This is a genomic window from Aequorivita echinoideorum (assembly GCF_018476645.1).
Lineage (GTDB): Bacteria > Bacteroidota > Bacteroidia > Flavobacteriales > Flavobacteriaceae > Aequorivita > Aequorivita echinoideorum.
The window spans coordinates 344,482-359,051 of the sequence record NZ_JAHCTB010000003.1 but is presented as its reverse complement, the minus strand read 5'-3'; the positions used below and the strand labels follow the sequence as shown (position 1 = coordinate 359,051).

The 14,570-nt window shown below is 39.5% G+C and carries 16 protein-coding genes and 1 tRNA gene; 8 read left to right on the top strand and 9 right to left on the bottom strand.

Features of this window, described 5'->3' with window-relative positions; genetic code table 11:
• Positions 1 to 54 precede the first annotated feature (54 nt).
• A complete protein-coding gene (locus KIV10_RS08525; protein ID WP_214113085.1) occupies positions 55 to 606 on the bottom strand; it encodes an HNH endonuclease in 552 nt (183 codons plus the stop codon).
• 24 nt (positions 607 to 630) lie between these two features.
• Positions 631 to 2,274 carry an acyl-CoA carboxylase subunit beta gene (locus KIV10_RS08520; RefSeq protein WP_214113084.1) on the bottom strand — a complete coding sequence of 548 codons (1,644 nt, stop codon included), beginning with the start codon at positions 2,272 to 2,274 and terminating at the stop codon, positions 631 to 633.
• A 196-nt stretch (positions 2,275 to 2,470) separates the two neighbouring features.
• Here KIV10_RS08520 and KIV10_RS08515 point away from each other — a divergent pair, with 196 nt between their 5' ends.
• The 4 genes from KIV10_RS08515 to KIV10_RS08500 all read left to right on the top strand — a co-directional run bounded on the left by KIV10_RS08515 (position 2,471) and on the right by KIV10_RS08500 (position 5,381).
• Complete coding sequence (locus KIV10_RS08515; RefSeq protein WP_214113083.1) at positions 2,471 to 2,653, top strand: CAL67264 family membrane protein; 183 nt, start codon at positions 2,471 to 2,473, stop codon at positions 2,651 to 2,653.
• A gap of 63 nt (positions 2,654 to 2,716) precedes the next feature.
• Positions 2,717 to 3,193, top strand: coding sequence for a DinB family protein (locus tag KIV10_RS08510; protein ID WP_214113082.1), 477 nt, complete (start codon positions 2,717 to 2,719; stop codon positions 3,191 to 3,193).
• A 31-nt stretch (positions 3,194 to 3,224) separates the two neighbouring features.
• Positions 3,225 to 4,916, top strand: coding sequence for an energy-dependent translational throttle protein EttA (ettA, locus tag KIV10_RS08505; protein WP_214113081.1), 1,692 nt, complete (start codon positions 3,225 to 3,227; stop codon positions 4,914 to 4,916).
• 3 nt (positions 4,917 to 4,919) lie between these two features.
• Positions 4,920 to 5,381, top strand: coding sequence for a hypothetical protein (locus KIV10_RS08500; RefSeq protein ID WP_214113080.1), 462 nt, complete (start codon positions 4,920 to 4,922; stop codon positions 5,379 to 5,381).
• Positions 5,382 to 5,390: 9 nt separating this feature from the next.
• Here KIV10_RS08500 and KIV10_RS08495 read toward each other — a convergent pair whose 3' ends face one another.
• The 3 genes from KIV10_RS08495 to hutI form a co-directional block, all read right to left on the bottom strand.
• Positions 5,391 to 6,194 (bottom strand): MBL fold metallo-hydrolase, encoded by an 804-nt coding sequence (locus KIV10_RS08495; protein ID WP_214113079.1) that lies wholly within the window; start codon positions 6,192 to 6,194, stop codon positions 5,391 to 5,393.
• 63 nt (positions 6,195 to 6,257) lie between these two features.
• On the bottom strand, positions 6,258 to 7,265 hold the full coding sequence (locus KIV10_RS08490) for a formimidoylglutamase (protein ID WP_214113078.1): 1,008 nt from the start codon (positions 7,263 to 7,265) through the stop codon (positions 6,258 to 6,260).
• Entirely contained in the window at positions 7,262 to 8,500 is a 1,239-nt protein-coding gene (gene hutI / locus KIV10_RS08485) for an imidazolonepropionase (RefSeq protein WP_214113077.1), read from the bottom strand. Before hutI ends, KIV10_RS08490 begins: the two co-directional genes overlap by 4 nt.
• A gap of 172 nt (positions 8,501 to 8,672) precedes the next feature.
• Here hutI and KIV10_RS08480 point away from each other — a divergent pair, with 172 nt between their 5' ends.
• From KIV10_RS08480 to KIV10_RS08470, 3 genes are all read left to right on the top strand, one after another.
• Positions 8,673 to 9,839 carry a trans-sulfuration enzyme family protein gene (locus KIV10_RS08480; protein ID WP_214113076.1) on the top strand — a complete coding sequence of 389 codons (1,167 nt, stop codon included), beginning with the start codon at positions 8,673 to 8,675 and terminating at the stop codon, positions 9,837 to 9,839.
• A gap of 30 nt (positions 9,840 to 9,869) precedes the next feature.
• Positions 9,870 to 10,586 carry a bacillithiol biosynthesis deacetylase BshB1 gene (gene bshB1 / locus KIV10_RS08475; RefSeq protein ID WP_214113075.1) on the top strand — a complete coding sequence of 239 codons (717 nt, stop codon included), beginning with the start codon at positions 9,870 to 9,872 and terminating at the stop codon, positions 10,584 to 10,586.
• 76 nt (positions 10,587 to 10,662) lie between these two features.
• Positions 10,663 to 10,738 (top strand) — tRNA-His (locus KIV10_RS08470).
• 73 nt (positions 10,739 to 10,811) lie between these two features.
• On the opposite strand, the gene KIV10_RS08465 is transcribed toward KIV10_RS08470, so the two are convergent.
• From KIV10_RS08465 to KIV10_RS08455, 3 genes are all read right to left on the bottom strand, one after another.
• Complete coding sequence (locus KIV10_RS08465) at positions 10,812 to 11,822, bottom strand: M28 family metallopeptidase (protein ID WP_214113074.1); 1,011 nt, start codon at positions 11,820 to 11,822, stop codon at positions 10,812 to 10,814.
• A 19-nt stretch (positions 11,823 to 11,841) separates the two neighbouring features.
• Positions 11,842 to 12,165, bottom strand: coding sequence for a hypothetical protein (locus KIV10_RS08460; protein WP_214113073.1), 324 nt, complete (start codon positions 12,163 to 12,165; stop codon positions 11,842 to 11,844).
• A 163-nt stretch (positions 12,166 to 12,328) separates the two neighbouring features.
• Entirely contained in the window at positions 12,329 to 12,811 is a 483-nt protein-coding gene (locus KIV10_RS08455) for a ferritin-like domain-containing protein (protein ID WP_214113072.1), read from the bottom strand.
• Positions 12,812 to 12,988: 177 nt separating this feature from the next.
• On the opposite strand from KIV10_RS08455, the gene KIV10_RS08450 reads away from it, so the two are divergent.
• Positions 12,989 to 14,188 carry an NAD(P)/FAD-dependent oxidoreductase gene (locus KIV10_RS08450; RefSeq protein ID WP_214113071.1) on the top strand — a complete coding sequence of 400 codons (1,200 nt, stop codon included), beginning with the start codon at positions 12,989 to 12,991 and terminating at the stop codon, positions 14,186 to 14,188.
• 3 nt (positions 14,189 to 14,191) lie between these two features.
• Here the strand turns inward: KIV10_RS08450 and KIV10_RS08445 are convergent, their stop codons facing one another.
• Positions 14,192 to 14,569: a VOC family protein gene (locus KIV10_RS08445; protein WP_214113070.1), complete on the bottom strand. Its 378-nt coding sequence runs from the start codon at positions 14,567 to 14,569 to the stop codon at positions 14,192 to 14,194.
• Between the last annotated feature and the right edge of the window lies 1 nt (position 14,570).

The window sequence follows — 14,570 nt, the reverse complement described above, 5'->3', positions numbered from 1 at the left end:
TGGTTTGGTTTTTTTTGAAAGGAGGAAGGGCGCGCAAGCGTCCTTCCTTCATTTTCAATATTCCGTAACCTCGCCCCAGTTTTCCCCGGTTTTTATCCTGTGCAATTGCATTTCGGAAATCCCGAACTGTTTTGCGATCATCTTTAATCGGGTCCTTCGGTTTGGGTCGTTAATTTTTCTTTTTATCAGCTTGACCTTTGTTTCGGTGAGCTTTGCCGTTTTTGGTTTTGTCCTAATTCTGGTCTTAAACTCCGGATTGCTGAATTGGTGTTGTTCCTTTTCGGTTTTTGTGGCCCACTTCAGATTGTCCCACCGGTTGTTTGTCTTTTCATAATCCAAATGAATAACAAATTCGCCGTCATTTCTTTCCAAAAAATGTTTTGCAACCAGTTTATGGACATAGCGGCTGGTGGATTTTCCGTTGCGTTTTTGCTTCAAAGGCAAGTTTTGATATCCATTTATGTAGGATTCTTTTACCAAAAAAGGTTCTGGGCCCTTGCAGTTTATAATCCTACCAAAATTTGATATCTGAAATTTTTCTTTTTCGGAAATCTTATCGTCAAATTCAACGTCTTTCCATATTTCATTAATAAAGCTTTTAATCATTTTAAGGGGGAGATAATAATTATTTTAAACCTGAATAACGCCCAGGTTGAAAGGCTTTTCTATAGGTGCGTGGTTGGCTGCTTCAATTCCCATGGAAATCCATTTGCGTGTATCAAGTGGATCAATCACGGCATCAGTCCAAATGCGCGAAGCTGCGTAATATGGCGAAATTTGCTCATCATAACGCGCTTTAATTTTATCATAAAGTTCGGTCTCTTCTTCTTTTGAAATTTCCTTGCCCTGTTTTTTAAGCGAGGCAGTTTCAATTTGAAGCAGAACCTTTGCGGCACTATTGCCGCTCATTACCGCAAGTTCCGCACTAGGCCATGCAGCTATCAACCTGGGGTCGTAAGCTTTACCGCACATGGCATAATTACCTGCGCCATAACTGTTACCAATTATGATGGTAAATTTTGGGACTACGCTATTGCTCACTGCATTTACCATTTTAGCGCCGTCTTTAATAATGCCGCCGTGCTCACTTTTGCTACCAACCATAAACCCGGTAACATCCTGCAAAAATACTAAAGGTATTTTCTTTTGGTTGCAGTTTGCGATAAAACGTGTGGCCTTATCTGCACTGTCGCTGTAAATAACACCACCAAACTGCATTTCGCTGGGTTTGGTTTTGGATTTTGTGGTTTTTACCAAGCTCCGCTGGTTCGCAACAATGCCAACCGCCCAACCATCAATTCTGGCGTAGCCAGTCAGGATGGTCTGTCCATAGCCTTCTTTATATTCCTCAAAATCGCTATCATCTACAATTCGTTTTATGATCTCGCGCATATCGTATTGCTCGGCGCGCGATTTGGGAAGGATTCCGTAAATTTCTTCTTGTTTTTCTTTCGGTTTACTGGATTTCTCACGGTTGAAACCAGCCTTGTCAAAATCTCCAATTTTGGAAACAATATTTTTTATGGTATCCAGCGCATCTTTGTCGTCTTTCGCTTTATAATCAGTAACCCCGCTCACTTCGCAATGCGTTGTGGCGCCGCCCAACTCTTCATTATCAATACTTTCACCAATGGCGGCTTTTACCAAATAGCTTCCGGCCAAAAATATGCTTCCTGTTTTATCCACGATAAGTGCTTCATCGCTCATAATGGGAAGGTATGCACCGCCGGCAACGCAGCTTCCCATTACGGCCGCAATTTGGGTAATTCCCATACTGCTCATAACGGCATTGTTGCGAAAAATTTTTCCGAAGTGTTCCTTATCGGGAAAAATTTCATCTTGCATTGGCAAATAAACGCCCGCGCTATCAACCAAATATATGATGGGCAATCTGTTTTCAATTGAAATTTCCTGCGCACGAAGATTTTTCTTCGCTGTAATAGGAAACCACGCTCCGGCTTTCACCGTTGCGTCATTCGCCACCACAATACACTGTTTGCCCTTTACATACCCAATTTTCACTACGACTCCACCTCCAGGCGCGCCGCCGTGCTCTTCATACATTCCATCACCAGCAAAGGCTCCAATCTCAATTGTCGGTTTTTTGGGGTCAAGGAGATAGTCAATGCGCTCACGAGCAGTTAGTTTGCCCTGTTGGTGCTGTTTGTCTATTCTTTTCTGTCCCCCGCCAAGCTTCACTTTTGTGAGCTTGTTCTTTAATTCTGAAACCAAAAGTTTATTGTGATCTTCGTTTTTGTTGAAGTTTAAATCCATAGAAATAGTATGTTTGCGCTAAAATACAAAATGCCGGAAAGTTTTGGGTTCAAATATCGAAAGTTTAAGTAATACAGCATAACTAGCTGCAGAAATCCAAAGTTAAAACAATGGCTTTTTGTTAACGGAAAAAACCTATTTTAATATCGATATTTGTTTTAATAGCTACTTTTTCAGCAATACAAAAAAATAAATTATGGGAATGAATAAAAATACGGTACTGGCGTGGGCTACATTTATTATGATGATTATGGGTGTACTGCTCATTGGTATGGGTGCCTTTCGTTATGACGACGTTGCGGGTTGGGGTTTTGCAACGGTGGGAATTGGCTTTTTCGCCATTGCATGGGTTTTCAATGCTTTAAAGGGAAGAGTATAATTGAACATTTGCAATACTTTATTATTTGATTTGAGAATGAAAGTTGGATAAAATTTCAAACAGATGTCAGAAAACAAACTAATCCGAGAGCGGCTCGCTAAACATCTTGAGGGTGGAGAAGCCTTTCTGCCAGTGGATAAAATGTTGGATGAAATTTCCTTCAGTGAAATAAACAAACGACCAAAGAACTTACCTTATTCTTTTTACGAATTATTCTACCACATTACCTTTGCGCAAAAAGATATCCTAGATTTTTGCGTTTCAGAAAAATACAGCGAGCACAATTGGCCTGAAGATTATTGGTCAGAGAATAAAGAATGTAAAACGGAAAAAGACTGGGAAAATCTCAAGGCCGATTATTTTGAAACACGAAAAGAGTTAAAGGATTTTCTTCTTAATTTTGAAAATGGCCTTACCAGTCCCGTAAAAAATGGTACTAATGAACAGACACTTTTGCGCGAAATAATTCTGGTAATTGAACACACCGCATACCATACTGGCCAAATGCTCATTATTTTAAGATTATTGAATCTACATTAATACAATATAAACTCTCAAATTAACCAACAAAATGAGTGACGATAAAAAAGTTATTTTTTCAATGTCTGGGCTTACCAAAACCTACCAAAGCGCCCAGACTCCCGTTCTTAAAAACATATATCTAAGTTTTTTCTACGGTGCCAAAATCGGTATTCTGGGTCTTAATGGAAGCGGTAAATCTACGTTGCTGCGCATTATAGCCGGAGAGGAAAAAAATTATCAAGGGGATGTGGTTTTTGCCCCTGGCTACAGTGTGGGCTATCTTGAACAGGAACCAAAACTGGATGAAAATAAAACCGTTTTGGAAGTAGTAAAAGAAGGAGCTCAGGAAGTGGTGGATATTCTTGATGAATATAATAAAATCAACGATATGTTCGGGTTGCCAGAGGTTTATGAAAACCCGGCAAAAATGGATGAGTTGATGGACAAACAGGCAAAACTTCAGGATAAAATTGATGCTACCAATGCGTGGGAGCTCGATACAAAACTGGAAATTGCAATGGATGCCTTGCGCACTCCAGATCCGGATAAGAAAATAGGTGTGCTCTCCGGTGGTGAAAAACGCCGCGTCGCTTTATGCCGATTGCTTTTAAAGGAGCCGGATGTTCTTTTGCTCGATGAGCCTACCAACCACCTAGATGCGGAGAGCGTCCACTGGCTGGAGCACCACCTTTCAGAATATAAAGGTACGGTGATTGCCGTAACGCACGATAGGTACTTTTTGGACAATGTCGCTGGCTGGATCTTGGAATTGGATAGGGGAGAAGGCATTCCGTGGAAGGGAAATTATTCATCGTGGCTGGACCAGAAATCGAAACGATTGGCTCAGGAACAAAAGCAGGCGGGCAAACGGCAAAAAACTTTGGAGCGCGAGCTGGAATGGGTTCGGCAGGGAGCAAAAGGCCGCCAAACCAAACAGAAAGCGCGTCTCCAGAATTATGACAAATTATTGAGCCAGGACCAAAAACAATTGGACGAAAAACTTGAGATTTACATTCCCAATGGGCCCCGTTTGGGAACAAATGTTATTGAAGCCAAAGGAGTTTCAAAAGCATTTGGAGATAAACTTCTTTATGAAGATTTAAACTTTAAATTACCGCAAGCGGGAATTGTGGGTATCATTGGCCCAAACGGAGCAGGAAAGACCACCATTTTTAAAATGATCATGGGCGAGGAAACACCGGACAAAGGAAGCTTTGAAGTAGGCGAAACAGCTAAAATCGCTTATGTGGACCAATCACACTCAAACATTGATGTGAATAAAACCATCTGGGAAAATTTCAGCGATAGCCAGGAACTAATTATGATGGGGGGCAAACAAGTGAACTCAAGAGCGTATCTGAGCCGTTTCAATTTTAGTGGAAGCGAACAGAACAAAAAAGTATCGATGCTTTCCGGGGGAGAACGCAACAGGCTACATTTAGCAATGACTTTAAAAGAAGAAGGAAACGTGTTGTTGCTGGATGAGCCCACGAATGATTTAGATGTAAACACACTTCGAGCGCTGGAGGAAGGTTTGGAAAACTTCGCAGGCTGCGCCGTAGTTATAAGTCACGATCGCTGGTTTTTGGACAGAATTTGTACGCACATTCTGGCGTTTGAAGGAAACAGTGAAGTTTATTTCTTTGAAGGCGGTTTCAGTGATTACGAAGAGAATAAAAAGAAACGTTTGGGTGGAGATTTAATGCCGAAGCGTATTAAATACAAAAAATTAATTCGATAGATTATGATCAAGAATATCGCAATTGTAGGGATGATTTTGGTGTTGACGGCTTGCGGAAGCAAAAAAGCGGCCGTGGAAAATTCAGATGAAACGATGACTCCTAAAGAATCAAAAGATGTGGTTTTGGGTAAAAGTCAGGCAATTTCTTATAAAAGTTTGGGCAACGGCGTTGCTTCCATTTCTTTGGAATTATATGAAAACAACACATTTCTTTTCGATTTCAAAAGCATTCCGCAGCCAGAAAGCAATGAGAAGCCGGCCAGAATTTCAGAGAAGGGAACCTATACTTCAGATGGAAACTGGAAAACGCTATATTTCAAAAATCCAAAATTTTCAGTAGATGCCATTTTTGACCAAAATTACGCCGGCAGCGCAGATTTCAACGTAATTGATGATAAAAGCGTGAAAATTAATACATCAAAAAACTCCCTCAATATCTGGGGAGTTGTTTGTGAAAAGCAATAATTTAAAAATTTATTGTTTGGGATACCAATCCAGTTGTGTCACCTTAATATCTGGGTTACCGGCTTCTACCAAATTTTTAAATTTATCTACATCGCTAAGACCGTCTGTTCCTCTGTAATGATAGGGATAGACGGTTTTTGGTCTAAATGCCAAAACGCCCTCTGCGGCTTTTTCAACAGGCATTGTGTAAGGTAAATTCATACATACAAATGCGATATCTATATTTTTCAAGTTTCGCATTTCGGGAATGTCTTCGGTGTCGCCGGAAATATAAATACGTTTTCCGTCTTTTTCCAATACATAACCATTGCCACGGCCTTTCTCGTGGAATTTTTTGGCTTCCTCGCGAAGATTATACATTGGCATCGCTTCAATTGAGATGCCCAATTCATTCTTCGTTGCACCATTATTCATTACAATCGCTTTTGATTTCAAATCCTGCGGCAATTTGTCGGCAACAGCCTGTGGCGTTATAAGTTTTGTGCTATCGGTCATAATCGCGGCCAGTGTTGTAGCATCCATATGGTCTTGGTGGATATCGGTCACCAAAATAAGGCTCGGTGCCGTGTATTGGGAAAATAATTCCTTTCCGCCCACGGGATCCACATAAATAATGGCATCGTCCCATTGAAGCACCATGGAGGCGTGCTGAACGGGATTTATTGCAAAGCCTATATCATCAGCCGCCTCGCCACCATCAATTTCTTGCTGTGGCGGTTCAGTTATGGCTTCAGAATTTTCATCTGCTTTTGCGTTGTCTTTACAGCTGAAAAGCGTCATTGAAATGGCTAAAATGAAGTAGATACGTTTCATGTTTTTAGATTTTTAAATGAAGATACTAAGAAACACCACTTTAAAGTGGGCTTTTGCAATTCTTTATGAATTTGAAATGGCATCGCTCACCAAATAAGAAATTGTTTTGCCCACCTGATTGGGAAATAAACCCGCTCTGGGCGCACCTTCACAAACATGAAGGTAACGGGCATTTATATTTTTTGCGAAATGGAAAACGAAATTTCGAGCCTGCGTTACATTGAAACCACTGGGCGAAATGGCGCTGCTCCCCATATTTACAATAGCATCAAGGTCAAGTTCAATCCCGAAATCTTGTTCTGTGCAAAAATCTTCAGCTTCTTTCAGGGCTTCCAAAAATGATATTCTTTTTTGAAATGCAATGTCTTCGAACAGATTGAATTTTATCCTGTCTGAATTTTTTTCGATGGAAGCAAAAACTTTTTCTGAAGTATAATTTCTATGAAGGCCAACTATAAAATATTTATCCAAAAATCCATCTTCAAAAGCATAGGAAAATCCGTTGCCGCTATGCCTGTGCTCTAAACTTCTGAAATCTGTATGCGCATCAAAATTGATACAATTGATTGGATTTTTAAGCGCTTGTGAAGTCCCTTTTAAATTGCCATAGCTGTTGTTGTGCCCACCACCGATGATGATTGGGAATTTACCCATTTCAATGATAACTTTTACAACTTCAGAAACCTTGTGGTCAATTTGGGTAACGAGCTCACCCAACATTTCAGCGGAATGTATTTCCTCTTTGGAAATTTTTTGAGCTTGCTCTAATTGTTTATCGCAATCTATTTCACCTAAAAGAATAACATTTTCGGTATTGGTAAAGGCGTTATGCTGAATATTTAAAAGGCTTCCCAACGTTGCTTCCCAAGCTTTTGAAGTGCCGGGATTTCCGTAATTTGCGCGTACACCAATATCTTCTGGAATTCCTAATAGCACATGTTTCGCATCAGAATCTTTAAGCGAATCAAGATTTTCGACAAAATTTGTTTTTTCACCAAACTTTGTCTCGCCAGCTCTTTTTTTAATAAAATGCGAAATTGAATTTTCAGAATAAATCTTCAAAAGACTCATTTTATTTCTTTTCCGTTTAAGATTACACAGTCAATTAAGTTACTGCCAAAAGCATACGGTAAATAACCGTAGGATGGGATAGGCTTTGTAATGATGAGGTTTGCCGTTTTCCCTTTGGTAATGCTACCGTGAGTGCGGCTCAAGCCCATTGCATAAGCGCCATTTATGGTCGCCGCATTAATGGCTTCCTCCGGTGTCATTCGCATTTTTATGCAGGCTGTCGCTACCACAAAATTCATATTGCCGCTTGGCGTAGAGCCGGGGTTATAATCTGTTGCGATTGCCAGTGGAAGGCCGGCATCAATCATTTTTCGTGCTGGAGTGTATGGTATGCTCAGAAAATAGGAGCAGGAGGGAAGAGCCACGGGCATTGTTTCCGTATCTTTTAAAACCTCCAAATCCTCGTCGGTCATTACTTCTAAATGATCTACGCTCAAAGCTTTGTATTTAACAGCTGCGGCAACCCCACCGATGGAATTGAATTGGTTCACGTGAACTTTAGGTACTAATTTATATTTTTTGGCTTCGGTAAGAATTCGTTCCATTTCATGTACCGTAAAATAGCCTTCCTCGCAAAAAACATCTACAAAATGTGCCAATTTTTCCTTGGCAACATTTGGAAGCATTTCATTGCAAATTAAATCTATATAGGCTTCCTTATTGTTTTTATATTCTTTTGGGACGGCGTGCGCGCCCAAAAATGTGGTCTTTATGGTTACGGGAAATTCCTTTGCCAGTTTTTTCGCAACGCGCAACATTTTCAGCTCAGCTTCTGTAGTGAGGCCATACCCGCTTTTAATTTCCAGCGCACCCGTGCCCAAGCGCATTACTTCTTTCAGTCTTTTTTTGGATTGTTTGAATAGTTCTTCCTCACTGGTTTCCTGCAATTTTTTAGCACTGTTTACGATACCACCGCCTTTTTCGGCAATTTCTTGATAGCTTAAACCATTGATCCTATCAACAAATTCCTGTTCCCGATTTCCAGCATAAACCAAGTGACTATGGCTGTCACACCAGGCCGGCAATACAATTTTACCAGTACAATCCAGCGTTTTAAAACCTTGTTGTGGCCCAATGTTATCCATGGTTCCAAAACTTTCAATAATTCCATTTTTGAGAAAAACCCACGCATTCTTAAGGGTGGGCAATTCTTTCATTTGGTGTCCATATAATTTTGTGGGCGTGGTTTCTCGAACTTGTAAGAGTTCTTTTATATTTATAAGAAGTAGCTTCATTGCAAATTTTTTATAAAGATAGAAAAACAAAATTCCTAAAAACTGATAATTGTTGTTCCAAAGATGGATTTTTGGGATTTCAAAATTTGATATCTTTTGGAATTCATTTTTTGATTTCACACTTTTCTTCAAAGTAATTTATACCTTAGTCCCATTCAGAAAAAGCAATGCAATGAAACAGAAAAACCTAGGAGTCAATACCATTTGTACGCACATTGGTGAGGTGGAGGACACCCAATTCAAGGGTGCCATTTCGCCCTTGTTTATGTCCAGCAGTTATGCGTACGAGGATGTGGATGTTAAAAGATACCCTCGGTATTTCAATACACCAAATCAAGAGGCCTTGTGCAAAAAAATTGCAATGCTGGAAAAATGTGAGTCCGCATTGATATTTGGAAGCGGAATGGCAGCCGTAAGTACCGCACTGTTGGCATTTCTTCATAAGGGCGACCACGTAGTATTTCCTCAGACTCTTTATGGCGGCACTTATAATTTTATTGTTGAGGAATTTGAAAAATTCGGAATAGAATATTCATTTGCAAAGGGTTTTTCAGAAAAAGATTTTTTGGAAGTAATTCAGGAAAATACGAAAGTAATTTACATTGAAACACCTTCAAATCCATTGATGCGGATTACGGATTTGGAAATGATTGGAGACCTGGCAAAACCGAGAGGAATTGTGACGATGATCGATAACACATTTGCCTCGCCAATTAACCAAACCCCAGCAGATTTCGGGATTGACATTATAATCCACAGTGCTACAAAATATATGGGCGGCCATAGTGATATTTGTGCCGGCGCGGTTGCGGCTTCAGAAAAGCACATTGATAAAATTTGGAACCTCGCTAAAAATTTAGGTGGAAGTTTGAGCGATTATACGGTTTGGCTTTTGGAACGGAGTATGAAAACCATGGCGCTGCGCGTGAGAGCCCAAAATAAAAATGCGAAAAAAATTGCCCGTTGGCTGGAAAAGCATCCACTTGTGGAACGAGTTTATTACCCCAGATTGAGCAGCCATCCAGATCATGAACTGGCAAAAAAGCAAATGAAAGGTTATACAGGTATGCTTTCATTTGAGCTGAAGGAAAAGCTGGACGCCAATCTATTTATGAAATCCCTCAAAATGATAAAACAATCCATGAGCTTAGCTGGCGTGGAATCTACAATTCTTTCCCCGGCAAAAACGTCACATTCGCTTCTTTCTGCGGAAGAACGAAAAAATCAAAATATAAGTGATGGGCTTCTACGTTTTTCCGTAGGAATTGAGGAAACCGAAGATATGATTGCAGATTTGGAAGGCGCATTTCAGCAGATTTCAAATAAAAGTTTAGTTTAATTAAAACCATCCATGTAAACGGAATTATATATGAAAATCGACATTCTTGCCATCGGCGCACATCCGGATGATGTAGAGTTGGGCTGTGCTGCAACCCTAGCAAAGGAAATTGAGAACGGAAAAAAAGTGGGTATTCTCGATCTAACCCGAGGAGAATTGGGAACCCGCGGAACCGCTGAAATAAGGGACGAAGAGGCTAAAAATGCTGCTGAAATTTTGGGTGTGAAGTTTAGGCACAACCTAGGTTTTGCCGACGGATTTTTAGTGAACAATCCAGCTTCACAACTAGAAATTATTAAGGTTATTAGAAAATACCAGCCAGATATTGTGCTCTGCAATGCCATCGAGGATAGACATATTGACCACGCAAAGGCAAGCAAATTAGCGAGCGACGCTTGTTTTTTAAGCGGATTGCGAAAGATAGAAACGATTCATGATAGCAATAATCAAAAGGCGTGGCGGCCCAAGCATGTATATCATTATATACAATGGAAAAATATAGAACCAGATTTTGTGGTAGATGTAACCGGATTTATGGAAAAAAAACTGGAAGCTGTTTTTGCTTACAAGAGCCAATTTCATGATGCCGAATCCAAAGAACCAATGACGCCGATTGCTTCGCAAAATTTTAAGGAGAGCCTTACTTATCGGGCTATGGATTTGGGCAGATTGATTGGCACTGAATACGGTGAAGGATTTACGGCCGAACGCCACGTTGCGGTAAAAACAATTTTTGATTTGATATAATTTTCTTCAATTTTGATGTTGCGCAACCGTAAGAATTGATTTATATTTGCGTCCGATTAACGGCAAAGTATTACATGGTGGTTGTAGCTCAGTTGGTTAGAGCGCTTGATTGTGGTTCAAGAGGTCGCCGGTTCGAACCCGGTCTTCCACCCGAAAAAAAATCCTCCCAATTTGGGAGGATTTTTTCGTTTCATATACGTTGATTTTCCGATTGAAATTTGTTTACTAGGCTTTATCGGCCGTAATTCTTTTTTCCCTATTGGCAAGTTCCCAAGCTGTCAAGAAAATCAACTTTGCTCTTTTTGCCATTAAATCATATTCAATTTTGTCTGGCGTATCAGTTATTTTATGGTAGTCTGCGTGAACCCCATTGAAATAAAAAATAATTGGAATGTTGTTCTTTGCAAAATTATAATGGTCGCTTCGGTAGTAAAATCTATTGGGATCATTTGGATCATCATATTTATAATCCAACTCCAGATTGGTATATTTATCATTCACTTCAGTGGAAACATCTTGCAATTCTTGACTTAACTTATTGCTACCTATCAAATATAGATATTCTGGATTGCTCGCTTTATCTGGATCAATTCTTCCAATCATATCAATATTTAAATCACAAACTGTATTTTCCAGCGGAAAAATTGGGTTCTCAACATAATATCTGGAACCAAAAAGCCCAATTTCCTCACCTGTAACATGCAAAAATAAAATGGAACGTTTTGGGCCGTTACCATCTTTTACGGCCTGTTGAAATGCCTGGGCCATTTCCAAGAGAGCCACAGTCCCGCTACCATCATCATCTGCTCCATTAAAAACGTTGCCATCCGCATCTACACCCACGTGGTCCAAATGTGCTGAAATGACAATAAGCTCATCAGGTTTTTCCGAACCTTTTATATAAGCAACCACATTTTCTGATGCTTTTGGATTATTTCTACCGGCAAAAAAGTTGGCTGGAATATTTTGAAAATAATCACCATCCTCCTTTGCAGCTTTGATCCCTTCTTTTTTATAGAAATCACGTAGATATTCAGCTGCTTTTTTTTGGCCTGGAGTTCCGGTCATTCTACCCTCCATCTCATCGCTAGCATACGTATATAAATGATTTTTTAAATCTTGTGCGGTTATGGTTTCGGCATAATCAAGATTTGTTTTCTCCCCACCCGTGGATTTACTGGTTGAATTGCAACAAAGTAATACTGAAGACAGAAAAGCATACAGAAATATTTTCATAGAGAAATAAATTTAATGGTTATTCAAAAGCAGTGAGCTCGTAGTCTTTTGCATCTTCCAGCTTTTTGTATTGCATCGTATGCGTTTTTACAATTTCATTGCCGGCACGGTCTTGGGATTTAACCGTGATTTTTACCAAATAGTTATATCCTAAACTCCCATCTTCCATTTCGGTTTCCGTTACTTCAATATTTTCATCATTGAATTTTGTGCCCTCGGGCAAATCAAGTTTTTCAATGATATCCCTTTTCGCTACTTCACGGACCTCGTCTTGATCGTTCGCTTTGTTGTCTGCGCAGGATAATACTAAAAATGCGGATAAAATAACTAATAACTTTTTCATAATATTTTTGGTTTAGATTTACTTGTGCGGTAAAGATAAAATAAGTTACATGCCATAAAGCAAAAGTTTTGTGAAAATGTGCTTCGTTACGACCTTAAATCAGAAAGCCCCGAAGCATATTACTCTTCGGGGCCAATCTCGCCATTTTCAAATTACATAATTCTTATTGTCGCTCGGCAAGGTCTTCCAGTGTTTTTACTCGTGAAAGAGTCGAGTTGATTTCAGTCGCTTGCTTTTGCAGCAAGTTTGAAATCTGTGGTGGAAAATTTTGTTTTTCCAGTTTCTCTTTATACTCGTCTGCACTTGCTTTTTCACCGCGTATGCATTCTTCGAGTACGGCTTCATCAGAATTTCCAGCTACGGCCGTTTTAATATCGATCCAGGTTCTGTGCAAACTTCCCGTAACACTTCCGCTTTCTTTTGGCTTTTCATTTAAATTTCGAAGCTCGTGGGATAATTCCGTCGCAAAACGATTGCGCTGTACCGCCTGCTCTTTCAAAAAGGATTTAAGCTGTGGACTTTTTGAATCCTCCATTGCTTTTTTGAAACCTTTTTCGGCATCATAATTTTTTTCCAGTAAATCTTGAAGATTATTCACAATATTATCGTGAATGTTTTGGTCTGCAGTTTCTTTTGTTGTTTTCATAACTATTTATTTTTTTCTTAAAATTACATTTGAATAAGCTCCAACGGTCTTATGGCTTTCCCAATTGAGAAGTGTTTAACGTAAGGTGTTAACGACTCTTTAAAGTTTTTTCAAAGCAAATAAATTCGAAAGTTGTCGTATGTATTTACCAATTTTCTAACTTTCAGAAAAAAAATTATGGATGTACGCTCCAACGAACCGTATTCACTTATAAAAAATGCATTGCCAAAAAGTTATCCTTCATTGAAGAAATCTATCTCTACTGAAGTATTGATTATTGGCGGCGGAATAACAGGCGCGTTGATAGCCTACCAACTTTTAAAAGAAGGTAAAAAAGTTGTTTTAGTCGAGCGGCGGGACATTTGCAGTGGAAGCAGTGCCGCCAGCACATCCATGCTTCAATATGAAATTGACGTGCCACTGCACAAATTGATAGAACAAGTAGGGTTGACGTGTGCCGTATCGAGCTACCAAAACTGCGAAAACGCTATAAAAGAACTAAAGAAAGTAATTGTTGATATACAAAGCCACTGTGGTTTTGAATATAAAAAGAGTGTATATTTTGCTTCATCAAAAAAAGATATTTCATTTTTGGAAAGGGAATTTGAAGCAAGAAAATCCCACGGTTTCAACGTGAAATGGCTTTCAAAAGAAAAAATTAAAAGTCTTGGTTTGAAAGCCTATGCCGCCATAGAATCGAAAACTGGCGCCGTGATGGACGTATATAAATTGGCCAATGATTTATTAATTTATTGCGAAGAAAAAGGTGCTTCAATTTTTGACAGAACTGAAATTTCAGAGATCAAACAAAAGAAAAATTTGCTTCTAGCAATTACTAACGATGGAAAAACTATTGAGGCTGGACACATTGTACATTGCACGGGTTATGAAAGTACCGAAACCCTAAAAGAAAATATTGTTGATTTGAAAAGTACGTATGCATTGGCGACCGAGGCTTTTGAAAAAGTACCGAAGCCTTTCAAAAAAAGAATTTTCTGGAATACGGATTCACCATATTTATATTTCCGTGCAACGGATGACAACCGGATTATTATGGGCGGCGGCGATCGCGATTTCAAAAATGCGGCTCGCCGGGATGCGCTTTTGCATAAAAAGGAAAAGGAACTGTCAAAAAGTTTTAAAAAATGTTTTCCTGAAATTCCGTTTTATCCAGATTATTCCTGGGCTGGTACTTTTGGTGAAACAAAAGATGGTCTGCCATTTTTTGGCAAACCCGATGCGGATAAAAATGAGCATTACATCCTTGGTTTCGGTGGAAATGGAATAACTTTTAGCGTGATGGGAATGGAGGCAATTGTGCATTCCATCAATGAAACTCCGCATCCATATTTGGAATACTATAAATTCTCCAGATAAAATCTAAAGCTGCATAACCGAAAGAATATTGCCAGCCGGATCATTGAACCAAGCGACCGTTGGACCATCGCCACTGCGCGAAATTCCTTTTTCATCTGTGTTTATTGATCCTTTGTATTGAAGAAATTTGATACCGGATTGCGTTAGTTTATCCACCGTATCCTCAATATTTTCAACAATGAAATTGAAAACCGTAAACGTTGCCGGTTTGTGATCCTCCTTCGGATAAATCATGAGCTTTTGGCCGCTTGGGAATTCAAATTCAAGAATTCCCATCTCAACTTTTTTTACTGCAAGGCCTAATTTTTCACTGTAGAACTTTTTCGCCTCGTCAACGTCATTGACCGAATAACTGCTGAATACTTCTGCTTTTTGTAACATA

What these genes read in the sequence shown, in the direction of transcription:
- KIV10_RS08480 (WP_214113076.1), top strand. Translation starts at nt 8,673, where the DNA reads ATGAAACAGAAAAACCTAGGAGTCAATACCATTTGTACGCACATTGGT.
- KIV10_RS08510 (WP_214113082.1), top strand. Translation starts at nt 2,717, where the DNA reads ATGTCAGAAAACAAACTAATCCGAGAGCGGCTCGCTAAACATCTTGAG.
- KIV10_RS08495 (WP_214113079.1), bottom strand. Translation starts at nt 6,194, where the DNA reads ATGAAACGTATCTACTTCATTTTAGCCATTTCAATGACGCTTTTCAGC.
- bshB1 (WP_214113075.1), top strand. Translation starts at nt 9,870, where the DNA reads ATGAAAATCGACATTCTTGCCATCGGCGCACATCCGGATGATGTAGAG.
- KIV10_RS08460 (WP_214113073.1), bottom strand. Translation starts at nt 12,165, where the DNA reads ATGAAAAAGTTATTAGTTATTTTATCCGCATTTTTAGTATTATCCTGC.
- KIV10_RS08455 (WP_214113072.1), bottom strand. Translation starts at nt 12,811, where the DNA reads ATGAAAACAACAAAAGAAACTGCAGACCAAAACATTCACGATAATATT.
- KIV10_RS08515 (WP_214113083.1), top strand. Translation starts at nt 2,471, where the DNA reads ATGGGAATGAATAAAAATACGGTACTGGCGTGGGCTACATTTATTATG.
- KIV10_RS08490 (WP_214113078.1), bottom strand. Translation starts at nt 7,265, where the DNA reads ATGAGTCTTTTGAAGATTTATTCTGAAAATTCAATTTCGCATTTTATT.
- KIV10_RS08465 (WP_214113074.1), bottom strand. Translation starts at nt 11,822, where the DNA reads ATGAAAATATTTCTGTATGCTTTTCTGTCTTCAGTATTACTTTGTTGC.
- KIV10_RS08520 (WP_214113084.1), bottom strand. Translation starts at nt 2,274, where the DNA reads ATGGATTTAAACTTCAACAAAAACGAAGATCACAATAAACTTTTGGTT.
- hutI (WP_214113077.1), bottom strand. Translation starts at nt 8,500, where the DNA reads ATGAAGCTACTTCTTATAAATATAAAAGAACTCTTACAAGTTCGAGAA.
- KIV10_RS08450 (WP_214113071.1), top strand. Translation starts at nt 12,989, where the DNA reads ATGGATGTACGCTCCAACGAACCGTATTCACTTATAAAAAATGCATTG.
- KIV10_RS08525 (WP_214113085.1), bottom strand. Translation starts at nt 606, where the DNA reads ATGATTAAAAGCTTTATTAATGAAATATGGAAAGACGTTGAATTTGAC.
- KIV10_RS08445 (WP_214113070.1), bottom strand. Translation starts at nt 14,569, where the DNA reads ATGTTACAAAAAGCAGAAGTATTCAGCAGTTATTCGGTCAATGACGTT.
- ettA (WP_214113081.1), top strand. Translation starts at nt 3,225, where the DNA reads ATGAGTGACGATAAAAAAGTTATTTTTTCAATGTCTGGGCTTACCAAA.
- KIV10_RS08500 (WP_214113080.1), top strand. Translation starts at nt 4,920, where the DNA reads ATGATCAAGAATATCGCAATTGTAGGGATGATTTTGGTGTTGACGGCT.